Below are 23409 nucleotides of genomic sequence, written 5' to 3' on the forward strand. Positions count from 1 at the left end.
CACCCGCTCATGGCCGACCGCGACCTGCTGAGAGCAGTCCGCGCCGGCGACCGCGACGCATACGGCGAACTGTGGTCCCGCCACGCGGAGGCCATCCGCAAAGCGGCGTCCTTCTTCACTGGCTTCGACCCCGACGACGTCACGGCGGAGACATTCGCCCGCGTGCTTCGCAGCATTGAGCACGGCCACGGACCCGTTGACACGTTCCGGCCCTACGCCATGGTCGCGGCCCGCAACATCGCCACGGAGTGGTCTCGCGCCCGATCCGACCTCCCGCTCGATGTCGCAGGCGACGTCGAAGACGAGACCCTCGCCGAGTTCGCCTCAGCGCACGCCGACGACCGCTCCCTCGCCGCGCGCGCGTTCCACTCCCTGCCCGACCGGTGGCAGGAAGTGCTCTGGTACACCGAGGTTGAGCAAATGAAGCCGGCCGAGGTGGCACCGCTGCTGGGGATGTCCGCGAACTCTGTCGCAGCGCTGTCCGTTCGAGCCCGAGAAGGATTGAAGCAGGCGTGGATCGCCGCGCACGTCCGCTCCGAGAACGTGCCCGACGAACACAAATGGGCCATTGAACGGGCCGCGAAGTACGCCCGCAACAAGCTGCCAGCAGTGCAACGCCGCAAGATCGACGAGCACCTCGAGGACTGCCCGAACTGCCGCCTCGCGTTCGAGGAGATCGACAACGCAGCGTCCCGCATCGCCCTGGTGCTGCTACCGCTCGTGCTCGGCTCCGCCGCTACCGCCTACGCGTCGTATGCGACGACACGTGGTGCGACCATGCCGAGTGCGCCGCTCGCGGGCGGACGGATGACGACGAAACGGGCTCGACTCACAGCAGGAGCCGTCGCCACTGTCGCCGCCGTCGCACTCACCGGCGTTGCCGTACACGCCGCCGTCAACCGGGGCCCGGACATTCTCGAATCACAGGCTGCCGTTGCGGCCGAACCGCACGCAGCACCGGACGAGCCACGCCTTCGCGCGGCACCGCCGATCACGGAGCCCGCTCCCGACCAGACCGGGACGGCGACGACCGGGCAAGCACCAGCCGCCGATCATCCATCCACAGTCATCCTCCCGACGTCGACCACGCGAACCGGCTCCGCGGCCATCGGCCCCCGTGCGGACACCGGCGACGCGACCTCTACCGAGCCCGGAGCCGTGAACTCGCCGCCGTCGGTGCCCACCCCCGGCTCGACGCCGTCAGACCCAACGGGCCCGACCACTACCCCGACAGCCCCGCCCACGGCACCAACCGACCCGCCGACGACACCGTCCGATCCGCCGACGGCGCCGTCCGCACCCGTCGTCTCCACCTCTCAGGAGCACAGCGGTCTGCTTCCCGTCCTCAGCGGAACGGCCGAACCAGGCGCAACGATCGTGGTCAACGCCACCGAGGCAGCGGGTACCGTCGCGGGCCCCTTCGTCACGACGGTCGACGACGCCGGAGCCTGGCAGCTCGTCCCAGAGCTTCCCGAAGCGGGGGAGTGGACGCTCACGATCACACAGACCATCGGCGATCTCACCTCCACAGCGACCGACGCGACCAGCGTGTTGTACACGGACGACCTGGTCGTGGATCCTCCGACTGTTCAGGACGGTGAGTATCTGTACTGGGTGAAGGGCACGCCGGGTGCGGACGTCGAGGTGCTCTACAGCGACGGCACAAGCAAGATGATCGCGGTGCTGTCCGATGGACAAACGTTCTGGTCCGGTCCGACGAGCCCTTCCGACAGCGTTCCTGCCGTCACCGGCATGCGGTACTCGACTGCACCGTCGCACGGTGTCCTGCATGACCTCAGCAGCTACTTGACCGGCTGATGGCCGCTCCGCACGACGACGTCGGGGGCTGATGCGGCCGCCAGCTCGTCAGAGCTGTGCGGGCGGCAGCAGCTGGTCGAGCTGGTGTCGGAGCCCCTGGAGCGCCTGCATGTGCTCCGGAAGGAGCATGTCCCACGGCGACGGGAGCTCGGCACCGACGACGTCCTCGAGCGCACCGTCGGCTCGGAGACCGAGCTCCTCCAGCACGGGGACGAGTTGGAGATCGCGATACAGGCGTGCGTCACGCAGTGCGTCTGTGCGGGCAGAGACGGTCGCCGGGTCGGCGTGAGCCCGAAGTGCATCGATGAGCTGCTCGAGCGCGCGGCGTTCAGCCCAGAGGGCGGCCGATAACTCTCCTGCGTGCATGTGCCGATCCTCCCGGTGCAACGGACATCGCTGTTGCGTGCCCTCCAAGTAACCAGACGACGCCCGGCCGGAAGGATGACGCCGTGGCACTGACAAGGGGCCGGCTCCCGAAGGACCGGCCCCTTGTGCGTGTCGCGTACCGCTTAGCGAATCAGATGGTGCCGTCCTGAACGTGTCGCTTCCGACGCCCCACTACGAGGACCGTCACGCCGAGTGCGAGGAGCATGATCGCAAGCAATGCGCCCGGGAGGACCAGGTCGGTCCCGGTGAACGCCAACGTGCCTGTGGCGTTCGCATCGTTGCCCGCACCGGTGCCCGGCGCATTGCCTGCGCTGTTGCCCGGATCGTTGTTTGCCGGGTCGTCACCGTTGTCCGTGGGTGCTGCGACGGCGACGGTGATCTCGTCGGACGGGTCTGCCGTGATCGAGGCGCCGGACGGGTCCGTCGCCGTACCGGCAGCGGTGACTGTCAGGGGCCCGTTCTGCAGGTCAGCCGCGGTCACGGTGTACGTCGCCGTGCACGTCACTGATTCGCCCGGGGCAAGCGAGCCCACTGATGGGCAGGAGAGGTTGGACAGGTCGCCGCTGCCGGAGAAGTCGATGTCGCCGACGGTGGGATCGGTGACGGTGACGTTGCCGGTATTGGACACGGTGAAGGTGTACGTGATTTTCTGCCCGACGGTGGCGGCGTCGGTGCTCGGCTTGACCGTCACCGTGACTGCCGGGGACTGTGTGATGGGTTGGGCTGCGACAGCCGGTGCGCTGAGGACCGGGGAGCCGGCGGCGGTCGCAGTGCCGGTGACGGTGCTGATGATCGTCTCATCGGCGTCGAGATCGGCCTGCGTCAGCGTGTACGTGCCGGTGCACTCCACCGAAGCGCCGGGCGCGACGGGACCAGCTGGGCAGGACAGGGCCGGTGCGTCACCGGTGCCGGTGAAGTCGCCCTGCTCGAGGGACACGCCAGTGGCCGTAGCGGTGCCGGTGTTCGTCACCGTGTAGTGGAACGTGACTTCCTCGCCGGCTTTCTTCCCCGCGGTGGTTGCGGGCTCCGCGACGATGCCGAGGGATCGGGTCGGTGTGACGGTCACGGGGGCTGGAATGGTGTCCGCGACTGCCGGGTACCCGTTCGTGTCGGTTCCGGTCGGGGTGACTGTGCTCGGAATACCGCCCGCGTCGATGTCGGCCTGCGTCGCCGTGTACGTGGCGGTGCAGACGGTGGACGCGCCGATGGCGAGTGCTTCGGCCTCACATGTGACGGTCGGGGTGTTCCCGGTGGTTCCGTCGACATTCAGTCCGATGTCGGTGAGGTCGATGTCGCCGTTGTTGGTCACGGTGTAGGTGTACGTGACTGGGTCACCAACAGCAGCTACCGGGTCAGAAGTGACCGAGCCGGTGGCGGTCAGGCTCGGATGGGCCGGCAAGGTGAGCGTGAAAGTGATGAAGCCGTCGGCCGTAGCCGGTGTCGTTGCAGGGTTCTGACCCCACACGGGATGCGGCAGTGCGTCGCCGACGAGGCTGGAGCCGCCGCCGCCACCGCCACGGACGAGCGATGGGGCTTTGAGCAGCGAGACGCCGCCGCCGCCGCCGTAGTATCCGCCACCGCCGCCGGCGCCGGAACGGGCGCCGGTACCGCCGAGCGCGGGAGTGATGACCCCGTCGACGACGGTCGCGGGGCCTTGCCCCGTGCCGCTTCCGCCTTGAGGCAAAGTGACCGACGCGGTGTTGTTCGGCGCGGTTGTCAGATCCGGCAGTGTGCCAGGGGCTGTGTCGGTGGCGCCGGATCCGTTGGCTTGCAGGCCGTTGGGCAGTGCAGGCGGCGTGCCGCCGGGACTGGGGAGCCCGCCATCTCCACCGACGAGAGCGGTCGTACCGTTGACCCCACCCCCACCGCCGCCGGCAGCGATGGCCAGGAACTCATCATCCGTGGCGAGGTAACTGCCCCCACCGCCTTGGATACCAACGTTGGTCGCCGGGATGCTGCCCGCTCGAACGCCACCGACGACAAGGTTCAGGGTCTCACCGTTGAAGGCGGTACCGAGATCGGACGTGATATCGGCACCCTTGGAAGCGATCGGATACCCGGCCAGGATCGCGTTTGCGATACCGTCCGCGCCCGCCACCTCGACCGTGACGCCGAGCGCGTCAGACGGAACGGTGTACGTCGTCTGCTGGTTCCCGTTCGGCGCGAACGAAACGACTTTCGTGATCGTGTCGGCAGGCTCCGCCGCGTGGGCGGGGGCCGCGAAGCTCAGCCCTGCCAGACCCGTCAGGGCGAGTCCGCCGGAAAGCAGCACTGCCAACGTCTTCCGTGGCCGATCGCCGTGAACGACAGATCGGTGATGGTCGTGTGTTCGTGCAGCAGTCGCCACAGAGAGCCCCTTGTTCGATTTGCCGTCGCGCCCCGTACGCAGCCGGACCATGCTGATACTTCCGTCTTTGTCAGCACCTGTCCAGGATGGGACGCCAGGGCGCGCGCGTGTCAGCAGCCCAGCACCCCCATCCGATAGTCGATGGCGTCCGGGATGGAGCGTGAACTCCGGCCGGCGCAGGGCGGCGACGTTCCAGCTCGTAGCCGTTACCGCCACCCCTTGGCCTGCCATCGCGCGTCCCCTCACTTGGGGTGGCTCGCCGCCCCGTACTGCCGGTACCGTCAGTGCTGGGAGGACCCCTGACCAGTCCTCGCGATGCCCGTGTCACTGATGGCGGTATCGCTCGCCGTGGCCCGCTTTCCCCTAGCCGGGCCACGGCGGCTACGAGGGGGCCAGGGACGAGGGACGACGGCTGGTGCTGCAGAGGGACAAGCGCCCACGCGAACAGGCGCGGCAAGCCCGGCTCCGGTTGATGGTCGCCGACACCGGGTCCTGGACCAAGCTCGCAGCGCTGATCTCCCTCGTGCTCGCCGTAGCTGGAGTGCTGATCACCACACTCGGATCGCAGGCCGTGCTCTCCATCAACCTCCTGCGCCCGGTGGATGAGTTGCTGCACGAAATCACTGGGGACTCGACGTACTCCCTGGAGCACAGTCTGTCGATGGCTGCTGTCCTCGGATTCGCGGTCCCGGTCGCCGTGCTGACGGTCGTCGTCGGAACCGTGATCGGCGCGGTGGCCGCGATCCTCTACAACCTCGCCGTGCACGTCTCCGGCGGCCTCATCATCGGCCTCGCCAACGACAGCACCGCCCGCATGAGCCGACGCCGCACGGAGAGCCTCCCCTCCGATCGGTAGGGCCGCCCGACGCACGCGATCCAGAAGCCGCCACGGCTGTCGATGCGGCGACTCGGCTACCGCAGGCAGGCAACGGGCCGGACGGGGACCTGCCGCTTGTTGTGTTGCGAAACAGTAACTGTTCCCTCGAGTACGTCCCCCTTACGGGGGCAAAACCTGGATAGATGCTCACAGTTCCGCCAGGATTGCCCCCAGACGCAGCGCCGCGAAACCACGCAGTGCGCTCGTTCAACCCGTTCGAAAGCTAGGGGATCAGGTGAAACCACGTTGGGATGGGGTGCGCAAGCACTTCACAGGGAAAAGTGTCAGGGCGGCATCAGCGATGACGCAGGGTCGACGTGTGCTGAGCGTCGCACTCGCTGGGCTGCTGGTAGCAGCGGGGGTCGGGTTGGCGTCGCCGGCGACAGCCGCGCCCGTCTTCCAGATCACGGGGAGCTGGGACAGCAGCACACCAGCCACGGTCGCGAAGGGCGATGTTCTCAACGCCACCTGGCGGCTGAACGTCAACGATGACCAGCCGGCACCCTCCAACGACCCGGTCGACAACGTCACGTTCAGCATCACGTTGCAACACGGGCTGTTCAAGAACCTGCCCGACCTGTGCCTGACCACCGGAGTCGACACGGCTTCGGCGATTTCCGCTGACGGTCGCACGCTCTCCTGCAACCTGGGCACTGTGAACCAGGGCACTGCCGTGACGGTGCTTACTCCGGTCGTTGCCGATGGGCTGACCGGGGATCAGATCACCGCGACCGGCACGATCAACGGACAATCAGTCGCGCTCGATCCCATCAACATCGCGAACTCCTTCGCGGAGGACATGCAGTTCGGTGGCAACACCGGCGCCTACTACTGGAACAGCGACACCACTGGCGTGGACCTCGACACGGAATGGTCCCTGCGCATCGGAAAGGGATCCGAGCCGGGCCCCGACAGCGTCACGTACCGCCTGACGGTCGCTGACTCGAACGGCGGCGATGTGAGCGTCGGCACGTCAGGACGCGGCAACACAGTTGGATGTGGGCCGTTCAACTCGGACATTGCATCGGGCAACCCCTGGTCTGAGCTGCCCAACTACCCGGCCGATCAGATCGCGTCGTTCGTGGACAGCTGCACGCTGACCGAGGTCAGCCCCGGCCAGTTCGACCTCACTCTCAGTGGCATCAACTACGACCTGCTCAAGAACCCCACGAAGGACTCCGCGGGCGCTGCGCTGCCCACGGACTGGAGCTACGTCGCCAGCGGATCGCTGTGGTTCCACGTCGCCACGAACCAGCCGGGTTCGCTTTCGCTGACGTCAGATGCTCCGACGTACACGTCCGCGACCGGCATGCTGTCGACAGATTTGCCGAGCAACAACACGACGAACAAGGCGTACACGCTGCCCGGTTCGTGGAGTGCATCCTGGAACCGTGAATGGACCGGTAGCGGAGGATCACCGTGGGACGACTCGTACCGGGTTTCCGCGGGAACGACCGTCCGACAGGTGGCGACCAATGCCTTCTCCGCTGATGCAGTACCGGGCACGGCCACGTACGGCAATTGCCTTGCGCTCGACACGCGGTACGTCACCTACCTGCCCGGCGGTGACACGATTTGGGCCTACAACAACCGCAACAACGGTGGTCACGAGTTCGCGTCGACGGTGGAGTACTACGTCGGCGGGAGCGCGCTCCTCGACCCGAACAGTGCTCAGTACAACCCGGACCAGTTCGACTGTGGCACCACGGACGGTGGCTGGACGTCCACGCCACCTGCCGACCCTGCTGCCGTGAAGGCCGTGCGAAGCACCTTCCCGCATTCCTCGTTCGAGGCGGAGGACGCCACCCACCTGCAGCTCTACGTGCAGACGACGATCAAGACCGACACGCCGATCGGCCAGGACGTGTGGATGTTCGGCTCCGTCAACGTCAACGGCGTTTGGACCGGCCCGAGCGCCGACGGAGTGATCACTCCGACGCCCGGTACCCGTTACGTCAATACGAATGGCCGGCGGGACATCCTCCGGACCATCTTTGCGACGCCGTCGATTCAGAAGACGGCGGACCGGTCGGTCGTGAAGCCGGGCGAGCCCGCGAACTTCACGCTCACCTACGCTGCAAACGGTGCGGGAGCGATCCCCGACACCGTCAACGGGTACCAGATCGTTGACACGCTTCCGGCGAACATGACGTATGTGACGGGTTCGGCGACGCCGGAGCCGACCGTGACGACGAACGGTTCCGGGCAGCAAGTGCTCACCTGGAACCTCGATGATGTCGCCACTAACGCCCCACACGCTTTGACCTACCAAGCTGTCGCAGGCGATGCGGTGACGCCGGGCCAGGTACTCACGAACACGGCCACCTCGTCGCTCGCGGGAAACACCTCTGCACCCGCGTCGGCGCAGGTCACGGTTGCCACCAGCGGGTACACCACGATCGTGAAGTCCGCGGATGCACAGTTCATCCCGAACGTGAACGGCGATGGCACGGGCACGGGCTCCTGGACCGTCACGCTGCGTTCCTTCGACCCGGTCGCTCAGGACTACACGGACACCATCGACATCCTCCCCTACAACGGTGACGGCCGCGGGACCTCCTTCTCGGGCTCGTATGACGTCGACCGGGTCCGGGCTGCTGACGGGGCGACGGTGTACTACACCACCGCTGACCCTGCCTCGCTGAGCGATGACCCGGGAGACACCTCCAATGGCGCCCCGGGCACCGTTTCGGGGAACACCGTCGGCTGGACGACGACCTACACCGCGGACGCAACCGCTGTCCGTGTGATCGGTTCCACGCTCCAGCCCGGTGCCACGCAGGCGTTCACCGTCCCGGTGACCACCGACGGCGTGACGGGCGGCGACACGCTCGTCAACCGGGCACAGGCACGCGATGAGCACACCGCACTGGTGATGCGCACCTCTGCCGCGATCAGCGTCGCGAACTACTACTCCGCGACGTTGAAGAAGGAGGTTCAGGACGTCGACGGCAACTGGCACGACGCCAACGACGCCGGCGACTACCCGACCTTCCACTACGGCGACACGGTCCACTACCGCGTCATCGTGACCAACACCGGTCAGGGCGCACTGACGAACTTCGCCGTCAGTGACGACAAGAACCCGGACGCCGGCAACTTCACCATCGACCGTCTCGAGCCCGGCGAAAGCCAGACTCACGAGTACTCGAGGGTGCTGAATGAGTCCATCGGCGGATCCTTCGTGAACACGGCGTGCGGAACTGCGGACACACCCGCTGACTCCGGCGTTGCGCCCACGATCCCGTGCGACCCGGCCGGTATCGACATCGTCGGCTACTCCGTCGTGAAGACCTCGGACCCTGCCTCGGGTGCGAACGTCACGCCCGACCAGACGATCAACTACACGATCACCGTCACCCAGCGTGGATCCGTCGCTGCTGACGCGGAACTCCACGACGCCCTCGCCGGCGTCACGGACGACGCAACGTTCAACGACGACCTCGCGGCTGACATCGGCACCGCAACCCGGAACGGCGACACGATCGACTGGGCCGGAACCATCCCGGTCGGCGGTGTGGCGAAGATCACCTACTCAGTGACCGTGAACAGCGCCGCTGACCTCGCCGACGGCGACAGCATGCTCGACAACGTCGTCACTTCCGAAGGGTGCGAGGCGTTCGCGGATTGCCTCACCCACCACGAGGCCGGCAGCTACGTCTTCTCGAAGACCTCCGACCCGGCACCGGGCGCGGACGTCGTCGCGGGGCAGAGCATCGACTACACCGTGACTGTCAAGCAGGTCGGAGCCGTCCCGCAGCGGGACGTCACCGTCACTGACGACCTCTCCGGAGTCCTCGATGACGCAACGTGGACCGGGAACGAGAAGGCCAGCGACGGCACCGTCACCCGTGACGGGAACACGCTGACCTGGAACGGGGACCTCGCGGTCGGGCAGACGGTCACGATCACCTACACGGTCGCCGTGACCGCGGCGGGTGACACGACCCTGACCAACCAGGTCGCCTCCGACGCTGGCTCCTGCGTCCCGGCTTCGGATGAGAACCCGGACTGCACCACCACGCACCACGCTGGCACCTTCACCTACTCGAAGATGTCCGACCCCAAGTCACCGGCAACCGTCGAGGTGGGCGACACGGTCACCTACACGGTCACCGTCAACCAGCGTGGCACCGCGGGCGTTCCCGGCGCGAAACTCGTCGATGACCTCTCCGGAGTCCTGGACGACGCGACGTGGAACGATGACGCCAAGGCCAGTGCTGGAACCCTCACCCGGGACGGTAACGCCTTGAACTGGGGCGGCGACCTCGCCGTCGGGCAGACGGTAACGATCACCTACACGGTGACCGTCGCAGGTGGTGGCGACACCACTCTGGAGAACACCGTCACCACCCCGCCCGGCAGCCCTGCTGCCGAGTGCGTCACCGCACCGGACGGCACCCCTGGATGCCGCACTGTGCAGAAGTACGGCGGGTACACATTCTCCAAGACCTCGGACCCGAAGTCGGGCACCAAGGTCGCAGCGGGCGAGCGGATCAACTACACCGTCACGGTCACCCAGACCGGCGATGCTGCAGTGAACGCGACCGTCGTGGACAACCTCACGAACGTTCTCGATGACGCCACCTGGGTCGACAACGCAAAGGCGAGCACCGGCACCATCAACCGTGACGGCAACAAGCTCACCTGGACCGGACGCCTCGGAGTGGGCAAGACCGCGACGATCACCTACTCCGTTACCGCGAACGGTGACGGAGACGGCAAGATCGGCAACGTCGTCACCAGCCCCGACACGACGGCAGCGTGCGTCCCCGCCGCAGACGGCAACACCGGCTGCGCCACCGAACACACGATGGTCAAGGCCGCGGCTGTGACAACCCGCGACCCAGGAGCGCTCGCCTTCACCGGTAGCGACCTCGTCGCCCCCGGCGCAGCACTCGCACTGCTCCTGATGGCACTCGGCGGCACCTTCCTCGTGATCCGACGCCGCAAGCAGGTCAACGGCCAGGACCACAACGCCTGACCTACTGAGCAGTAACTGACACAGCGAGGGCCGGTCCCGGGAACGGGGCCGGCCCTCAGCCGTACCCCCATTCAGCCACGTGACCCGGTAACGGTTCTCCTCACCCTGCCCCACAGCATCATGCCGCCCGGTCAAGGATCCGCTACCGGGCGTCACTGAGTCAATCAGAGAGCGGCAGCTACAGAGACGGGTCAACCCCGCTTCCTGACTTTCGTCGCGTGCAGGCCTCTGCCGCCCGTATCCTCTTCTCCGGCGGGAAGACCAGCTCTGGAAGGGGCAACATGCTTTCGATTGTGTACGTCAGCACGGCGAGAGCGGAACTCGCCGACGCGGACCTCCAAGCGATCCTGGATGTTTCGCGCGATCTGAACGTTGAGAACAGCATCACCGGGCTCCTCGCGTACCGTCGCGGCCGCTTCATGCAACTGTTCGAGGGTCCTGACGCTGCAGTCGACGGCACGTTCGCCCGCATCCGGATGGACAGCCGCCACCACAGCCTTGAACTGCTCAGCCGCGCCCAGAGAGACGCCAGGTGGTTCCCAGAGTGGTCCATGGCCTACGAACCGATCACCGATGAGTCGGCTCGCGATCTGCCTGGGTTCAGCGATTCCCTCCGATCAGGGGAAGCGGACTCGTCGCGAACGCAGGCCCTCCTCCACTGGTTCCGCCACCACACGCTCTCCGCAGGCTCCCAGTAAACGATCACTGATGCTGAGCCCCGACAGCCGTGAACCCGATCACTGGCCGGAGCCGCCCCACGCAACGAATCCAGTCGGCGCCCGGTTGCGCGGCGGTCAAGAGAGCTCAGGCGGGGTGAATGCAACCCGAATGCGAACCCCCGCCTGAGTGCTGCTGCGTCCTGATCCGACGAAGCCTCACCACGATAGCGGCTTGTCAACACATATGGGAGGGGTTGACCTGGGGCACGGGTTATGGGCCCCGCCGGGGTTTGCTTTCTGGCTGGCCTTCGCATTTTGCTTCGGGCTGCGTCACAATGTGTGTACGGCGGCTGGTTACCGTTGAGCGCTGCGGTCTCGATCCTGATCCCGAGATCGGCGCGGCTGCCCGCCCCGGTTCACGGGCGGGCGGCCTTCGCCCGGAAATTGGTCCGGAGATCGGGTATCGGCGGCCGTACCGGTCACCGACCGTTGTCCTGCCAGCGTCAGGCAGTCAGTTCAGCGCTGGGTGCCTGGTCGTCGGATTCGTCGATGACCGTGTACTCATCAGTCGGTACCGGCGCGCCCTCGATGAGGGCATCAGTGATCTGGGCCAGGCAGCGGCTCAGGACTTCGTTGTCCTCGGAGGAGAGATGGTCGATGACCTCGACGACGACCTGGTGGTAACTCGCGTACGCCTCGTCGATCTTCTTCGCCGCCTGCACCGTTGGCTCCAGGACCTGCGCTCGGCGGTCCGTCGGATGCGGGCTACGGACGAAGTCGCCCTTTTGGACGAGACCGTCGACGATCTTCGTCACCGAGGCGTTCGATACGTTCAACATCACCGCGAGGTCCTTGGGCCCCATGATGCGACCGTCACGGTGGGCTTGCAGCATGTACCGGACCGCGTAGAACTCGTTCTTCGACAGGCCGCTCGCGATGCGGGCCTGCTCGAGGCGTTGCTCTTCCGCGTGCTGCAACCGGAGGATCGCGTCGGTCGCGTTCTTCGCCGCACGAGAGCGGGGCTCTCTGGCGTAGAGGTGCATGTGCTCACGGCGGACAACGGTCAACGGCACAGGAGTGATCCCTTCGAGAAGAACTAATCCTCGAGAGAGGCTACTGCGCGGGCGCGGCGAAGAAGTCCGCGTAGGACGGGCCGGCGCCAGTGGACAGCAGCGACGGGTCGTTGACGCGTTGGTCGACGAACGCGGTGAGGGTGGCTGGGTCAGTGAGGCCGAAGCGTCGATGCATTCCGGGGAGACGGCGGGTCTGCGGAAGGCTCTGGTAGGTGCTGCGCACGAGATGTCCCCTTCGTCGTTGAGCTGCTCCCTCCCCTGGGAAGGCCATCCCCCGTTTGGGGGCACCAGAACTGTTTCACGACCTGAACGGTTCACGCAAGTGAATATTTCGCACCTTGGACAGTTCGCGCGCTAAACCATGCATGGGCATGTAGTTGCCGCCATTGAGCGCGAGCGACGGAGAACTACCGGCGTTCCTCGTCCGCGATGAACGGAGGGCCCGCCTGAGAGGTGCATGTATCGCCAGCCGCTTCTGGCGGACGATGGTCCATGACGGAGGCTGCATGCACTGGCAAGAAGTGCAGCGTCGGCCGGCGCACGCCGCCACGCACCGCGCGTAAGCCGCGATCGAGCGGTCGACCGCCGCGGACTGCACCAGCGAGACGCGAGCCGCAACCGACTCAGACGACGGCATGCTGTGGCTGATGCGGGCCGTGCAGCAACGCTCCGCCGCGGCCAGCAGCGACGCAGCGTCGGAGATCAGCGACCAAATCGCCGACCACGCCGAACGAGTCGTCGACACCCGGAAATGACCTTAGAGTGCAGCGGCGCGCGTCTCGCAAGAGATGTCCTGCCGGCCATCCTTCCGGCGGCACGATGATGCTGGTGGGTCAGGGTGAGGAGAACCGTCACCGGGTCACGAGGCTGAATGGGGTACGGCTGAGGGCCGGCCCCGTTCCCCGGACCGGCCCTCGCCGTGTCAGTTACTACTCAGTAGATCAGGCGCTGTCGTCCTGGCCGTTGAGCTGCTTGCGGCGTCGGATTACGAGGAAGGTGCCGCCGCCGGAAGCAGCACGCGCAGGACAACATTGCTTCCTCCGCAGTACCGGCGTCCGTGGCTCCGGCACTCTTCGGGTAGACGCAGCCACAGGGCCGTGGTGGGCCCTTTTGGGCGGTGTCCGCTTCGCCAACCTTTCCGCGTTTTCACCGTGCTGCTGATTTTGTTTGCAGCACGAAGGACGGGTGCAGTGAGACGCTGCGGGAGGGACGCAAGACCATGACGGAGACCACACCCATCGGGTTCACGCGTACCCGGCCAGCACCGGCCGGATCGCACAGTGGCACTTCGAGGTATTCGGGTCTGCTGAAGCAGGTCAAGGCGCGTGGCCTGCTGGAGCGCCGCACCGGCTACTACTGGACGGTCTTCGCCGTGCTGATCGTGACCCTGGGGCTTGCGTGGACGGCGTTCGTGTTCCTCGGCGCATCGTGGTGGCAGTTGATTGTCGCTGGCGTGCTGGGGGTGCTGTTCACCCAGTTCGCGTTCCTGTCCCATGAGGCAGCGCACCGTCAGGTGTTCGCGTCGAACCGGTGGAACGACCGCACGGCCCAGTACGCCGGGACGTTTCTGGCGGGGGTGAGCTACTCGTGGTGGATGAACAAGCACACCCGTCACCACGGCAACCCGAACACGGTCGGGAAGGACCCGGACGTGTCTTTCGACGCGCTTTCGTTCCGGGAGGAGGACGCAGCGAAGCGGCGCGGGTTCCTCCGCATGCTGGTCCGGGTGCAGGGGTACGCGTTCTTCCCACTACTGCTGCTCGAAGGCGCGAACCTGCACTGGCAGTCCGCACGGGTCCTCGGCAACGTGAAGGAGATCCGGGGACGCCGGATCGAGGCGGCGCTGTTCCTGCTCCGCTTCGTCGTCTACCTCGGCGTGGTGTTCTGGTTCCTGCCCGTGGGGATGGCGTTCGCGTTCCTCGGCGTGCAACTGGCGGTGTTCGGCCTGTACATGGGTGCGTCGTTCGCGCCGAACCACAAGGGCATGCCGATGATCCCTCACGACCAGAAGGTCGACTTCTTCAGCCGGCAGGTCCTGACGTCCCGGAACATCCGGGGTGGCTGGTTCATGGTCCACTTCATGGGCGGACTGAACTACCAGATCGAGCACCACTTGTTCCCGAACATGCCCCGCCCGCACCTCGCTGCCGCTCGCCGGATGGTGCGGGACTACTGCGCCGAACACGACGTTCCGTACACGGAGACCACGCTGATCGACTCGTACCGGATCGTCGTGACGTACCTCAACCGTGTCGGACTCGCCGCACGGAACCCGTTCGAGTGCCCCCTCGTCGCCGAACGCCGCATCCGATAGCGTTGCCCGGCACTGTCCGCTACCCACCGAGATCGTCTACTGGGCCTTCAAGCGGAGTGATCTGCTGCGGGTCATGGTGATGGGTTGAGGACGCGGTCGGCGTGGTCGGCGATTCGGTCGCTGATGTCGGACGCCGCGTCGCTGCTGACTGCGGCGGAGCGTTGTTGCATCGCGCGCATCAGCCACAGCACGCCACTGTCCGTGTCCGTTGCCGTTTTTGCCTCGCTGGCGCAGTGCGCGGCATTCGCTCGTTCCAGTGTGGCTTGGCGCCGGTGTTCGGCTGCGTCGGCTCGGCCGACGTCGAGGACTTCTTGCCAGTTCATGCAGCACCTCCATTGGGGTCGCTGCTCGCGGAACATCCGCTACTGACCCATCGTGCGCCGTTCGGCGCCCAAGCGGTAGGGGTTGCGCGTCGGCTGATGCGGTGCAGGGGACCACTGCGGTTGAAGCAGGCAGCGTTCCCACCGGTCATCGGCAGCGTCACCACGGGCGGGAACTCCCTGCTGACGTGCGCGGCGGAGGCTGACCTCGAGGTGCTTGATGAAGTTCTCCTGTAGTGTGCGGGCGCTCAACGAGTCAGCGAGCGAGGCAGCAGCATGAACACGGATCGGCAGCGCCTTATCGCCCTCGCCGAGCGAGCACTCGCCGCCGAACACGATGTGATCCCCGACAGCGTCCTGTACGAGTGGGGCGACTACTACGGCGACTGGCAGCAGCCCCTGACCGTGCACTACGACGTCACCACTCCCACCGGCACGGAGCACCGACACCACTACCTCGTGTGATGTCATCGAACGTCTGCATGACACCATTCCACTCGCTGATCGCCCACCGACGGGGTCCGTCTCAAGCGGCCTCCGCCAGAGCCTCGGCGAAGCTACCGGGTTGCATGCTCCGGCGCATCATCACGGAAGAAGTCACAGCCGCTGGCAGAAAGGTCAGCAACACCCTCGCGGCGCCACTGCTTCCGCACGCGTTTGAAGGTAGTGATGCGTGCCGGTTCGGCGTTGTCATCGCTGGTGTAGATGCTCATGGCTAATCTCCCTGTGACTGCCCGTGGTTCCCGTACCCCCCCCCGTTCGAGGGTAGCGACATGGCGGGAGCGCGGTTACGGCCAGCCCGGAACGCCGATGGGCGTCAATAAGGCGTGACCCCGGCCCACATATCCGTTTTCGGAAGTTATCTCGACGTATTGTGGACAGAACGGGTTGACCGCATGATCAGACGGTGACCGAACCGATGCCCCGTATTCGACGGGTGGCTCAGACCGCTGACCCGACAGTGGCTGCGGATGCAATCGCGCGCACGCACGTGACGCACGGGGTTGACGTGGACCCGGGTGGTGCTGCCTTCTGGTTTGAGGAACGGGTTCGTGGGACGCGGTTGTTGTCGCTGGAGTCGACCGCCTGCAGTGGCGCGGTCAGGGGCACGATCGAGCCGGACAGTGCGATGGTGCTGGTGTGGTTGAAGTCCGGGCGGGGCACCGTTGACGGGCACCGCGTCCCGATCGGCCGGCCCGTGCTCTACCGGAACGCGCCGCAACCGGTCCGGTTCGAGTCGTTCCAAAAGGATGTACTCCGCATCGACCGTGCGACGGTTGAGCGGGTCGCTGCGGAGCGTGGGGGTTGGGCGGCAGGACCGTTGGAGTTCCAGCCTCGGCACGTTCCCGAGGGGCCGACGCTGGCCGCATTCTGGTTGATGGTCCGCACGGTCGCCGCGGAAGTGCTCGACGGGCCCGACGAGGTGTCAGAGGAGCGGGAAGGTGAGCTGACCCGGTTCGCTGCCGCCGGCCTCCTGATGGCGATCCCGCACTGGCCCGTCGGCCTATCCGGCCCGCAGACCGCTGCGAGTGCACGGTTCGCGCGAGCCGAGACGTTCCTGCTCGAGCATGCGACTGCGCAGATCACCGTCGGCGACATCGCCGACGCGGCCGGGTTGAGCGTCCGTGGCCTCCAAGCTGCGTTCAACCGGCATCACGGCATCACGCCGCTGGCATACCTTCGACGCATTCGACTCCTTCTGGCGCGGGAGCAGCTCCAATCCGATTCCGACCTGTCCATTGCGGAGGTTGCGCGCGGAGCGGGGTTTGCACACCTCGGTCGGTTCGCGGGCACGTACCGGGACGAGTTCGGCGAGCTTCCCCGCCACACCAAGCAGATCGCCCGCGGCTGGTAACCCAAATTCGTCCGGCGCACCGCCACTGGCCCGGCTCGACTCGGCCGCTGCCCCATGTGGAGAGCCGAAATGCCCGGCGTAGCCGCCGGCACCTACACAATCACGGCCACGCAATCCGCCGCGACCGAGAGCGGTGCCCTGATCTCTGCCGCTTCCGAGCGCGTCACGATGTCGTTCGCGGATGATCTCAGCATCATCTACAGCGGCCGGAGCTCGGCGACACGGACGCCGCCGTCGGTGCGGTACTTGCCAGGTTGCAGGCCGTTTGAGACGCTGCCTGCACACTTGGAGGCGACCTGCAAGACGCACACAAACCTAGACACGCAAGCGCGATAGCGCCGGCTATCGGGTCAGAGGGGCTGTTCTAACGCTGTTGCAGCAGGCCCGCTGAGCACCACACTGGCGTTCATCCCCGGTGCGGCTGCAGCTTGAACAGCCGGTGCAGAGACCGCGCGGCCCATCGTCACGAGTCGCCGCGGTGTGGGGTTTCCTGGGTCGGACAGGAACGTGACCTCGTATCCGTCCCGCGGTCATCTCATCGAACCCGGGAGCCCCAAGATCTCTCGGCCGCGTTCACACCCGCCACTGCCCGCTACAACCTTTGCAACGCCATCCTCGAGTTGGACGGCGTCGGCGAGCGGGGATGAGCCGCGTAATGGGGGTGCTGAGCGCGACCGAAATCGTCATGTCCGGACATTGACGAACTCGTCACCCGCCTTATGATCAGTTTCACAGCTTGGTTCTCAGGCTGCCACTGCCACGTAGGGGTCACCGTGACACTCAGTCTTCGGGCGCGAACGCTTCACCAGCGGATCGCCGTCATCATCACAGCGATAGTCGCGCTGGTTGCGGTCGTACTCGTGGGCGCCTCGCCCGCGCAGGCGGCAGGTCCGGCGACGTTGTCGCTCGAGATCACTGCGGTCGATCCGACGACGGGCCAGGCAGTCACGAGCACGGCGTACGGGCAGAACAACAACCGTCTCGCCTACCGGATCGGATATTCCTGCTCGGTCGCGGAGTGCACCGACGCGGTCGTCACGCTTCCTGCGTTTGACCTCGACCCCACGTACAACCAGTACCGGCTCTACGACTACGAGACCTGGACACCACCGGCCGGTGGTGGCGCCACCATCACCAATTCGGCCACGACCGGAGTGACGGTCAGGCTGGGCAATGTCGCCGCTGGAACGTCGGCGACGTTCGTCGTGCAGTACCTTCGCGGCACGGACACCAGCGCACCGAATGCCGTTGCGGCGGCGTACTTCCCGCCCGGCTACCAGATTGAGCGTTCGGCGACGATCGCGTCACCGAACGCGACCCAGGATGTGACCTCCTCCGCAGCTCCGGTGACCTGGAACATCGCCGTGCCGTCGCCGTCAATCGTGAAAACCGGGCCCGCGACCACGGCACCGGACACCGACATGACGTACACCATCGCCATGTCGAGCGGCTGCTTTGAGAACCTGGGCTCGTCTCGGTGGGTTGCGACCGGCCGAACGCTCTGTGCGGAAAGCTACGAGGTCGTCGATCGACTCCCTGAGCAGGCGGTTTTCGTGAGCGCGTCGGACGGCGGGACGTACGACGCCGCAACGCACACGATCAACTGGGCCGAGAGCGGTCCCGGTGCTGCCGGTGGCTGGGGTGCCGCGACGTTCGCCAACTGGACGCAGCGATACGGGTACAACGTGCGCACGGTGACCGTCCGCTACCCCGCGAGCGCGTTCCCTGAGTCCGCTGGCGGTGCCGATTTTTCGGCTTCTGTCACGAACAACGTTGATGTGAGCGCGACGTACCTCGACGATGCAGCGACAACCCGAACTGCGACGACGTCGTTCCGGAATGACGTCGTTCGGACTGCCCCGTTTGGGCGAGCGGATCAGGCGAAGGCAAGTACCGCGGACCAGACGGTCGGATCGCAGCGCTATGTCAACGTTCCTCCGGACACAACGGGCCTCGTGTGTCCTTCATCTGGCCGGGATGACTGGAACCGCGTATGCACCGCCGGGCAGCCGGTCGCACCGTTCTCGACCCGGACGGAGCACTACTGGCAGGTCGACACTTACAACCGCGGCAACGTATCCGGTGTGGCCACGGTCGTGGACAACGAGCTTGGCAACTCCGACGTGCGTGTCCGCCGCATTGTGACGAACGCAACCGCGCCCGCACAGACCATCGCCTGGACCATCACGGACGGCACCACGACCACCACCGGCACCACGGCGGGGGCGAATTACACCGCTCCGGCAGGCAGCTGGTTGACGGCGGCAACGGTGACCTCTGGCTCTCTTGCTGGCCCGAACCTCACGCCGAGCGGCACCGCTGGAACCTTGTTCCGCGTGGGCTTCGGGTATGACGTTCCGGTCGGTAGCCCGTTGTTCACTTGGCGCAACAGCGCATCGGCGACGATGACGTACCCGGGGCAGCCGCAGATCGTACCGATTCCGGTCACCTCGAGCGGGAGCGTGATTTTCCGTGAGATGCCGAAGACAGCGGCTGCCGCGCCGGCCTTCTCCGCGGGTTTCGTAGGCGTACCAGTGGTCGAGGGTGGCGGACAGGTTGTGCCCGGTGGCAAGGTCACCTTCGGCGTTCGCGGTGCAACCGCGAATATCCCGTCAGGCGGAGACGTATCGCCGCAGTACGTCTTCATTGCGCCAGCGGGGTGGAACGTCACGCGGAATTCTGCGAGCTTCCCCGCAGGTTCGGTTCCGGCCGGCGTCAGCTACGTCTACAAGACCGTGACGATCGCCGGTGCCACCAGGGAGGCGGTGATCGCGTCCTGGCCGACCGGCACCACATTCGGCGCGAACGCGACATGGCCCACCATGAGTGTGAGTGCCAGCCCGACCGCCACGGTCGCCGCCGGCACGAACAGCGTCGCCACCACCTGGGCTGGTGACTCCCGAAACGTCTACGACGCGAACACCACGACCTGGGGTGGCAAGGTCGTCGACACCACCGACATCGACGGCGACGGCAACACCGCAGAGGCCTTCGCTTCGGCGACGACCAGCGTCACCGTCAGCGGCACGCAGCGACTCGACGTCGTCAAGGAGATCTGCGTCCGCACCGCGGACGGCTGCGATTGGGTCTCGAACCCGGACATCGTTGTTGGTGTCGACCCGGACGCCACTGACATCAGCTACCGGATCACGCTGCAGAACGGCGGCAACACCGTCCTGTCCGATGTCGTCGGCTACGACGTCCTGCCGTACGTCAACGATGCCCGCGGCAGCACCTTCGGCGAGACGTTCAACTCGGTGACGTCCCAGTCCGCCAACGTCGCACTGACGTACTCGGGCTCACAGAATCCGTGCCGCGCTGAGGTCGTCGCGACCAACCCGGGCTGCACCGACGACTGGAGTGGTACTGCGTCCGGCGCTCAAGCCGTCCGTGCCGCCGTCACCGGGACGCTCGCGCCCGGCGCTACCGCGCAGTTCGTGTTCACCACCAATGTCGTGCCGGGAGCTCCGGCCGACGCGGTGGCCTGCAACTCCGTCGCGATCGACAGCGCGAGCACGCTCCCGAGCGAACCCCGCGCCGTGTGCGCCACGACGCAGGAAGCCGACCTCGCAGTGACGGTCCCAGACCGGCTGCCGCTGCAGGCAGGACGCCCGGGCGTTGTGCCCTTCACGGTCACGAACCTCGGCGGTTCCGAAGCCGCCCCGGCGAGCGTCGAAATCGCGGTACCGCGCGGCATCCGCATCTCGAGCCTCACCCCGGCAGGGTGGCTGTGCTCCGCGGACGACACCGACCCGGACGGTTCTGTTCTCGGCCCGGTGACTCTGACGTGCGACCCGGTCACGGCTGACGGCTCCTCTCGCATGCTCGCCCTCGATGAACCCGACGCGCTCAACCTCCCCGCTGTGGTGCCGGACGATGCCCTCGTCGGCGACGACGCATGCTTCCCCGCCACCGTGTCCGGCCTGATGTCGGACCCGGTAACGGCCAACAACACGGACTCCGCGTGCCTCGCCGTCCTGCCCGGGGAAAGCCTTGTCGGGCTCACCAAGGATGACGACCGCGACGATGTCACCATCGGCGACGAGTACACCTACACCATCGACGCAGCGAACCTCCTCGTCGGGGAGACGCTGACCGACCTCACCGTGACGGACGAGCTCCCCTCGAGCCTCGCCTTCGTTTCCGCCAGCAACGGCGGCACCGTGATCAGTCAGGCGGACCCGGCCGCGGACGGTAACCGGGCTGGTGGCACCGTCACCTGGAACCTCGGATCCCTCGCCCCAGCAGGTCAGACGAGTGGCGATGGCGACGCCGGAGCGGGCGGCGCGAACGCCACCCAGCGCCTCACCGTCACCGTCCGCGTGGTCCAGGCCGCTGAAGCGGACGACCACATCACCAACGAAGCGTCGGTGAGCGTCGTCGACCCGACCCAGCCGGACGTGACGCTGACGGCGTCCGACGCAGACACGGACGACCTCGTCCTCACTGCGTCGCTCGCGCTGGTGAAGTCGGCAACGCCGACGGTCGACTCGGTCGGCGACACCGTGGAGTACTCGTTCCTCGTCACCAACACCGGAAACGTGACCCTCCGCGATCTCACCATCAACGAAGGCGTGTTCACCGGCGCAGGGACCGCCCCCGCAGTCACCTGCCCCGCCAGTGCAGCATCGGTCGCCCCCGGGGACGACGTGACCTGCACCGCCACCTACGACGTCCTGCAGGACGACCTGGACGCGGGCACCATCGTGAACACGGCAACCGCGACCGGAGACGCACCGGCCGGGTTGGCCACGCCCGTGTCGGCTCCGTCGACCGCTGCCGTCAACGTGGCGGCTGCCCCGGCGCTGCAGCTCGAGAAGACAGCGACGCCGGACACCGCGGCCGCAGCAGGCGACAACATCACGTACTCGTTCGCGCTGACGAACACCGGCAACGTCACCCTGTCCGACGTGCAGGTGCAGGAGGACACATTCGACGGCTCCGGAACGCTTGGCGACATCGTCTGCGAACCCGGTACCGCATCGCTCGCGCCAGGCGCTGACGTGAGCTGTGAGGCGCCGTACACGCTCACCCAGGCGGACGTCGACGCTGGGACCGTGACCAACAGTGCCCGTGCGATCGGTACTGCGCCGAACGGGGAGGACGTCGTGCGTTCCGCTGTCTCGGCGGCAACTGTGACGATCGCCCCGACGGCGGCGCTGTCGATCGTGAAGACGGCCAACACCGACACCATCACCCGCGCCGGTCAGACGGTCACCTACTCGTTCGCTGTCACGAACGACGGCAACGTGACCATGAGCGACATCGCGATCGACGACAGTGACTTCTCCGGCACCGGCGACCTCTCGGCCGTCGACTGCCCGGTGGGCTCGATCGCACCGGATGACACGATCACCTGCACCGCGACCTACGTCGTTACGCAGGCGGACGTCGATGCTGGCTCCCTGTCGAACTCCGCGACCGCGACGGGAACCACCCCCGCGGGCGTTGTCACCGACCCGACCGAACCGTCCACCGTCGAAATCGAGGCGGAGCAGACGCCCGGACTTGATGTGGTGAAGTCCGCTGACCTCACCCGTCAGGCGGACTTCGTCGCCGGCCATGAGGTGACCTACACCTTCGTGGCGACGAACACCGGCAACGTGACCGTGAACGACGTGTCCATCGAGGACACCGACTTCACCGGCACCGGTGCCCTGTCCGACCTGGCCTGCACCACAGACGACACGTCCCTGGCACCGGGCGAGCAGCTTCTCTGCACGGCGACCTACACGCTGACGCAGGCGGACATCGACGCTGGGAAGGTCACCAACGCGGCCCTCGCACACGGCACGCCGGTGAACGGTGACGAGCCGCTGACGTCGACGCCGTTCGACGCTGTTATCCCGACACCGCAGAACGCCTCCGTGTCCGTGGTGAAGACCGCTGACGTGGACACTGTTTCGGCGCCCGATCAGGACGTGACGTACTCCTTCGTCATCACGAACACCGGCAGCGTGACCCTCACCGACCCGCAGGTGCAGGACACGGACTTCTCCGGCACCGGCGACCTGACCGCGGTCACATGCCCGGCCGACACCACCCTGGTGCCCGGACAGGCGGTCACCTGCACCGCGACGTACTCGACCACGCAGGCCGACGTGGACGCGGGCTCGCTGACGAACACGGCAACCGCCGTGGCGACGACGCCGACCGGCGACGTCACCGACCCGTCAACGCCGTCGACGGCGACCATCGCTACCGCCGCTGCACCCGGTCTCACCGTGGTGAAGACAGCGAACAGCGACACCGTCACCGGCGCGGGCGCGACCATCAAGTACACGTTCACCGTCACCAACACCGGCAACGTGACCATGCGGAACGTCGACATCACGGACCGCGACTTCACCGGCACGGGAACTCTCTCCGCGATCACCTGCGCATCAGGAGCATCGACGATCGCACCCGGCACCACCGTGGAGTGCGCAGCGTCCTACGTCACCACCGCGGCTGACGTCGCGGCGGGGACCCTGTCGAACACTGCAGTGGTCTCCGGTGACGCGACGACTGGTGAAGCCGTCACCTCCGACCCGTCCGTATCGACCGTTGCGATGCGTGCAGCAGTCGTTCCGGCAGCAGGCGGCCCCGGGGGCGCAGCGGACCCGGCTACCCGGCCCGGTGAGCTCGCGTTCACCGGTTGGACCCTGACCGGAGCAGCCGCTGGCACCGGGCTCCTGCTCCTCGGCGGAGTCGCGCTGATCCTGTTCAGCCGTCGCCGTCGTCGACACCAGATCTGACGAGACGAGATCTGACACAGTGAAGAAGGGGCCGAGCA

At 66.6% G+C, this 23409-nt stretch carries 14 protein-coding genes; 8 read left to right on the forward strand and 6 right to left on the reverse strand.

All coding sequences use genetic code 11. The features are described 5' to 3' along the window. The first annotated feature begins 9 nt into the window (after positions 1–9). Complete coding sequence (locus DEJ28_RS15190) at positions 10–1818, forward strand: sigma-70 family RNA polymerase sigma factor (protein WP_181433869.1); 1809 nt, start codon at positions 10–12, stop codon at positions 1816–1818. 48 nt (positions 1819–1866) lie between these two features. Here the strand turns inward: DEJ28_RS15190 and DEJ28_RS15195 are convergent, their stop codons facing one another. After that, positions 1867–2025 (reverse strand): hypothetical protein, encoded by a 159-nt coding sequence (locus tag DEJ28_RS15195; protein WP_284180751.1) that lies wholly within the window; start codon positions 2023–2025, stop codon positions 1867–1869. Between the two features lie 310 nt (positions 2026–2335). Further along, positions 2336–4477, reverse strand: a complete 2142-nt coding sequence (locus DEJ28_RS15200; protein WP_146248934.1) for a CLIPPER-2 domain-containing protein — start codon at positions 4475–4477, stop codon at positions 2336–2338. A 490-nt stretch (positions 4478–4967) separates the two neighbouring features. Between DEJ28_RS15200 and DEJ28_RS15205 the strand changes: the two genes are divergently transcribed. The 3 genes from DEJ28_RS15205 to DEJ28_RS15215 all read left to right on the forward strand — a co-directional run bounded on the left by DEJ28_RS15205 (position 4968) and on the right by DEJ28_RS15215 (position 11111). After that, positions 4968–5408 carry a DUF3566 domain-containing protein gene (locus tag DEJ28_RS15205; RefSeq protein ID WP_146248935.1) on the forward strand — a complete coding sequence of 147 codons (441 nt, stop codon included), beginning with the start codon at positions 4968–4970 and terminating at the stop codon, positions 5406–5408. A gap of 340 nt (positions 5409–5748) precedes the next feature. After that, the gene (locus DEJ28_RS15210; protein WP_181433870.1) at positions 5749–10413 is read left to right on the forward strand and encodes a DUF7927 domain-containing protein; all 4665 of its coding nucleotides are present in this window, start codon (positions 5749–5751) and stop codon (positions 10411–10413) included. Positions 10414–10631: 218 nt separating this feature from the next. Next, positions 10632–11111: a BLUF domain-containing protein gene (locus DEJ28_RS15215; RefSeq protein ID WP_146248936.1), complete on the forward strand. Its 480-nt coding sequence runs from the start codon at positions 10632–10634 to the stop codon at positions 11109–11111. A 464-nt stretch (positions 11112–11575) separates the two neighbouring features. Here DEJ28_RS15215 and DEJ28_RS15220 read toward each other — a convergent pair whose 3' ends face one another. Further along, positions 11576–12115: a MarR family winged helix-turn-helix transcriptional regulator gene (locus DEJ28_RS15220; RefSeq protein WP_146248937.1), complete on the reverse strand. Its 540-nt coding sequence runs from the start codon at positions 12113–12115 to the stop codon at positions 11576–11578. Between the two features lie 70 nt (positions 12116–12185). Continuing rightward, on the reverse strand, positions 12186–12368 hold the full coding sequence (locus DEJ28_RS15225) for a hypothetical protein (protein WP_111117301.1): 183 nt from the start codon (positions 12366–12368) through the stop codon (positions 12186–12188). A 996-nt stretch (positions 12369–13364) separates the two neighbouring features. Here DEJ28_RS15225 and DEJ28_RS15230 point away from each other — a divergent pair. Beyond that, positions 13365–14459, forward strand: coding sequence for a fatty acid desaturase family protein (locus tag DEJ28_RS15230; RefSeq protein ID WP_111117302.1), 1095 nt, complete (start codon positions 13365–13367; stop codon positions 14457–14459). A gap of 71 nt (positions 14460–14530) precedes the next feature. Here DEJ28_RS15230 and DEJ28_RS15235 read toward each other — a convergent pair whose 3' ends face one another. Next, positions 14531–14782: a hypothetical protein gene (locus tag DEJ28_RS15235; RefSeq protein ID WP_146248938.1), complete on the reverse strand. Its 252-nt coding sequence runs from the start codon at positions 14780–14782 to the stop codon at positions 14531–14533. A gap of 273 nt (positions 14783–15055) precedes the next feature. Here DEJ28_RS15235 and DEJ28_RS15240 point away from each other — a divergent pair, with 273 nt between their 5' ends. After that, entirely contained in the window at positions 15056–15244 is a 189-nt protein-coding gene (locus DEJ28_RS15240) for a hypothetical protein (RefSeq protein WP_111117303.1), read from the forward strand. Between the two features lie 92 nt (positions 15245–15336). Here the strand turns inward: DEJ28_RS15240 and DEJ28_RS15245 are convergent, their stop codons facing one another. Then, positions 15337–15492, reverse strand: a complete 156-nt coding sequence (locus tag DEJ28_RS15245) for a hypothetical protein (protein ID WP_181433871.1) — start codon at positions 15490–15492, stop codon at positions 15337–15339. Between the two features lie 194 nt (positions 15493–15686). Between DEJ28_RS15245 and DEJ28_RS15250 the strand changes: the two genes are divergently transcribed. Both DEJ28_RS15250 and DEJ28_RS15255 read left to right on the forward strand, forming a co-directional pair. Then, complete coding sequence (locus DEJ28_RS15250; protein ID WP_146248939.1) at positions 15687–16634, forward strand: AraC family transcriptional regulator; 948 nt, start codon at positions 15687–15689, stop codon at positions 16632–16634. A gap of 773 nt (positions 16635–17407) precedes the next feature. Further along, complete coding sequence (locus DEJ28_RS15255) at positions 17408–23371, forward strand: CLIPPER-2 domain-containing protein (protein WP_181433872.1); 5964 nt, start codon at positions 17408–17410, stop codon at positions 23369–23371. Positions 23372–23409 lie beyond the last annotated feature (38 nt).

The sequence above is a fragment of the Curtobacterium sp. MCPF17_002 genome, assembly GCF_003234115.2.
Lineage (GTDB): Bacteria > Actinomycetota > Actinomycetes > Actinomycetales > Microbacteriaceae > Curtobacterium.

Bases quoted from the DNA above. Each gene is read 5' to 3' on its own strand.
- DEJ28_RS15235 (WP_146248938.1), bottom strand. From the start codon at position 14,782: ATGAACTGGCAAGAAGTCCTCGACGTCGGCCGAGCCGACGCAGCCGAA.
- DEJ28_RS15230 (WP_111117302.1), top strand. From the start codon at position 13,365: ATGACGGAGACCACACCCATCGGGTTCACGCGTACCCGGCCAGCACCG.
- DEJ28_RS15190 (WP_181433869.1), top strand. From the start codon at position 10: ATGGCCGACCGCGACCTGCTGAGAGCAGTCCGCGCCGGCGACCGCGAC.
- DEJ28_RS15220 (WP_146248937.1), bottom strand. From the start codon at position 12,115: ATGCACCTCTACGCCAGAGAGCCCCGCTCTCGTGCGGCGAAGAACGCG.
- DEJ28_RS15245 (WP_181433871.1), bottom strand. From the start codon at position 15,492: ATGAGCATCTACACCAGCGATGACAACGCCGAACCGGCACGCATCACT.
- DEJ28_RS15240 (WP_111117303.1), top strand. From the start codon at position 15,056: ATGAACACGGATCGGCAGCGCCTTATCGCCCTCGCCGAGCGAGCACTC.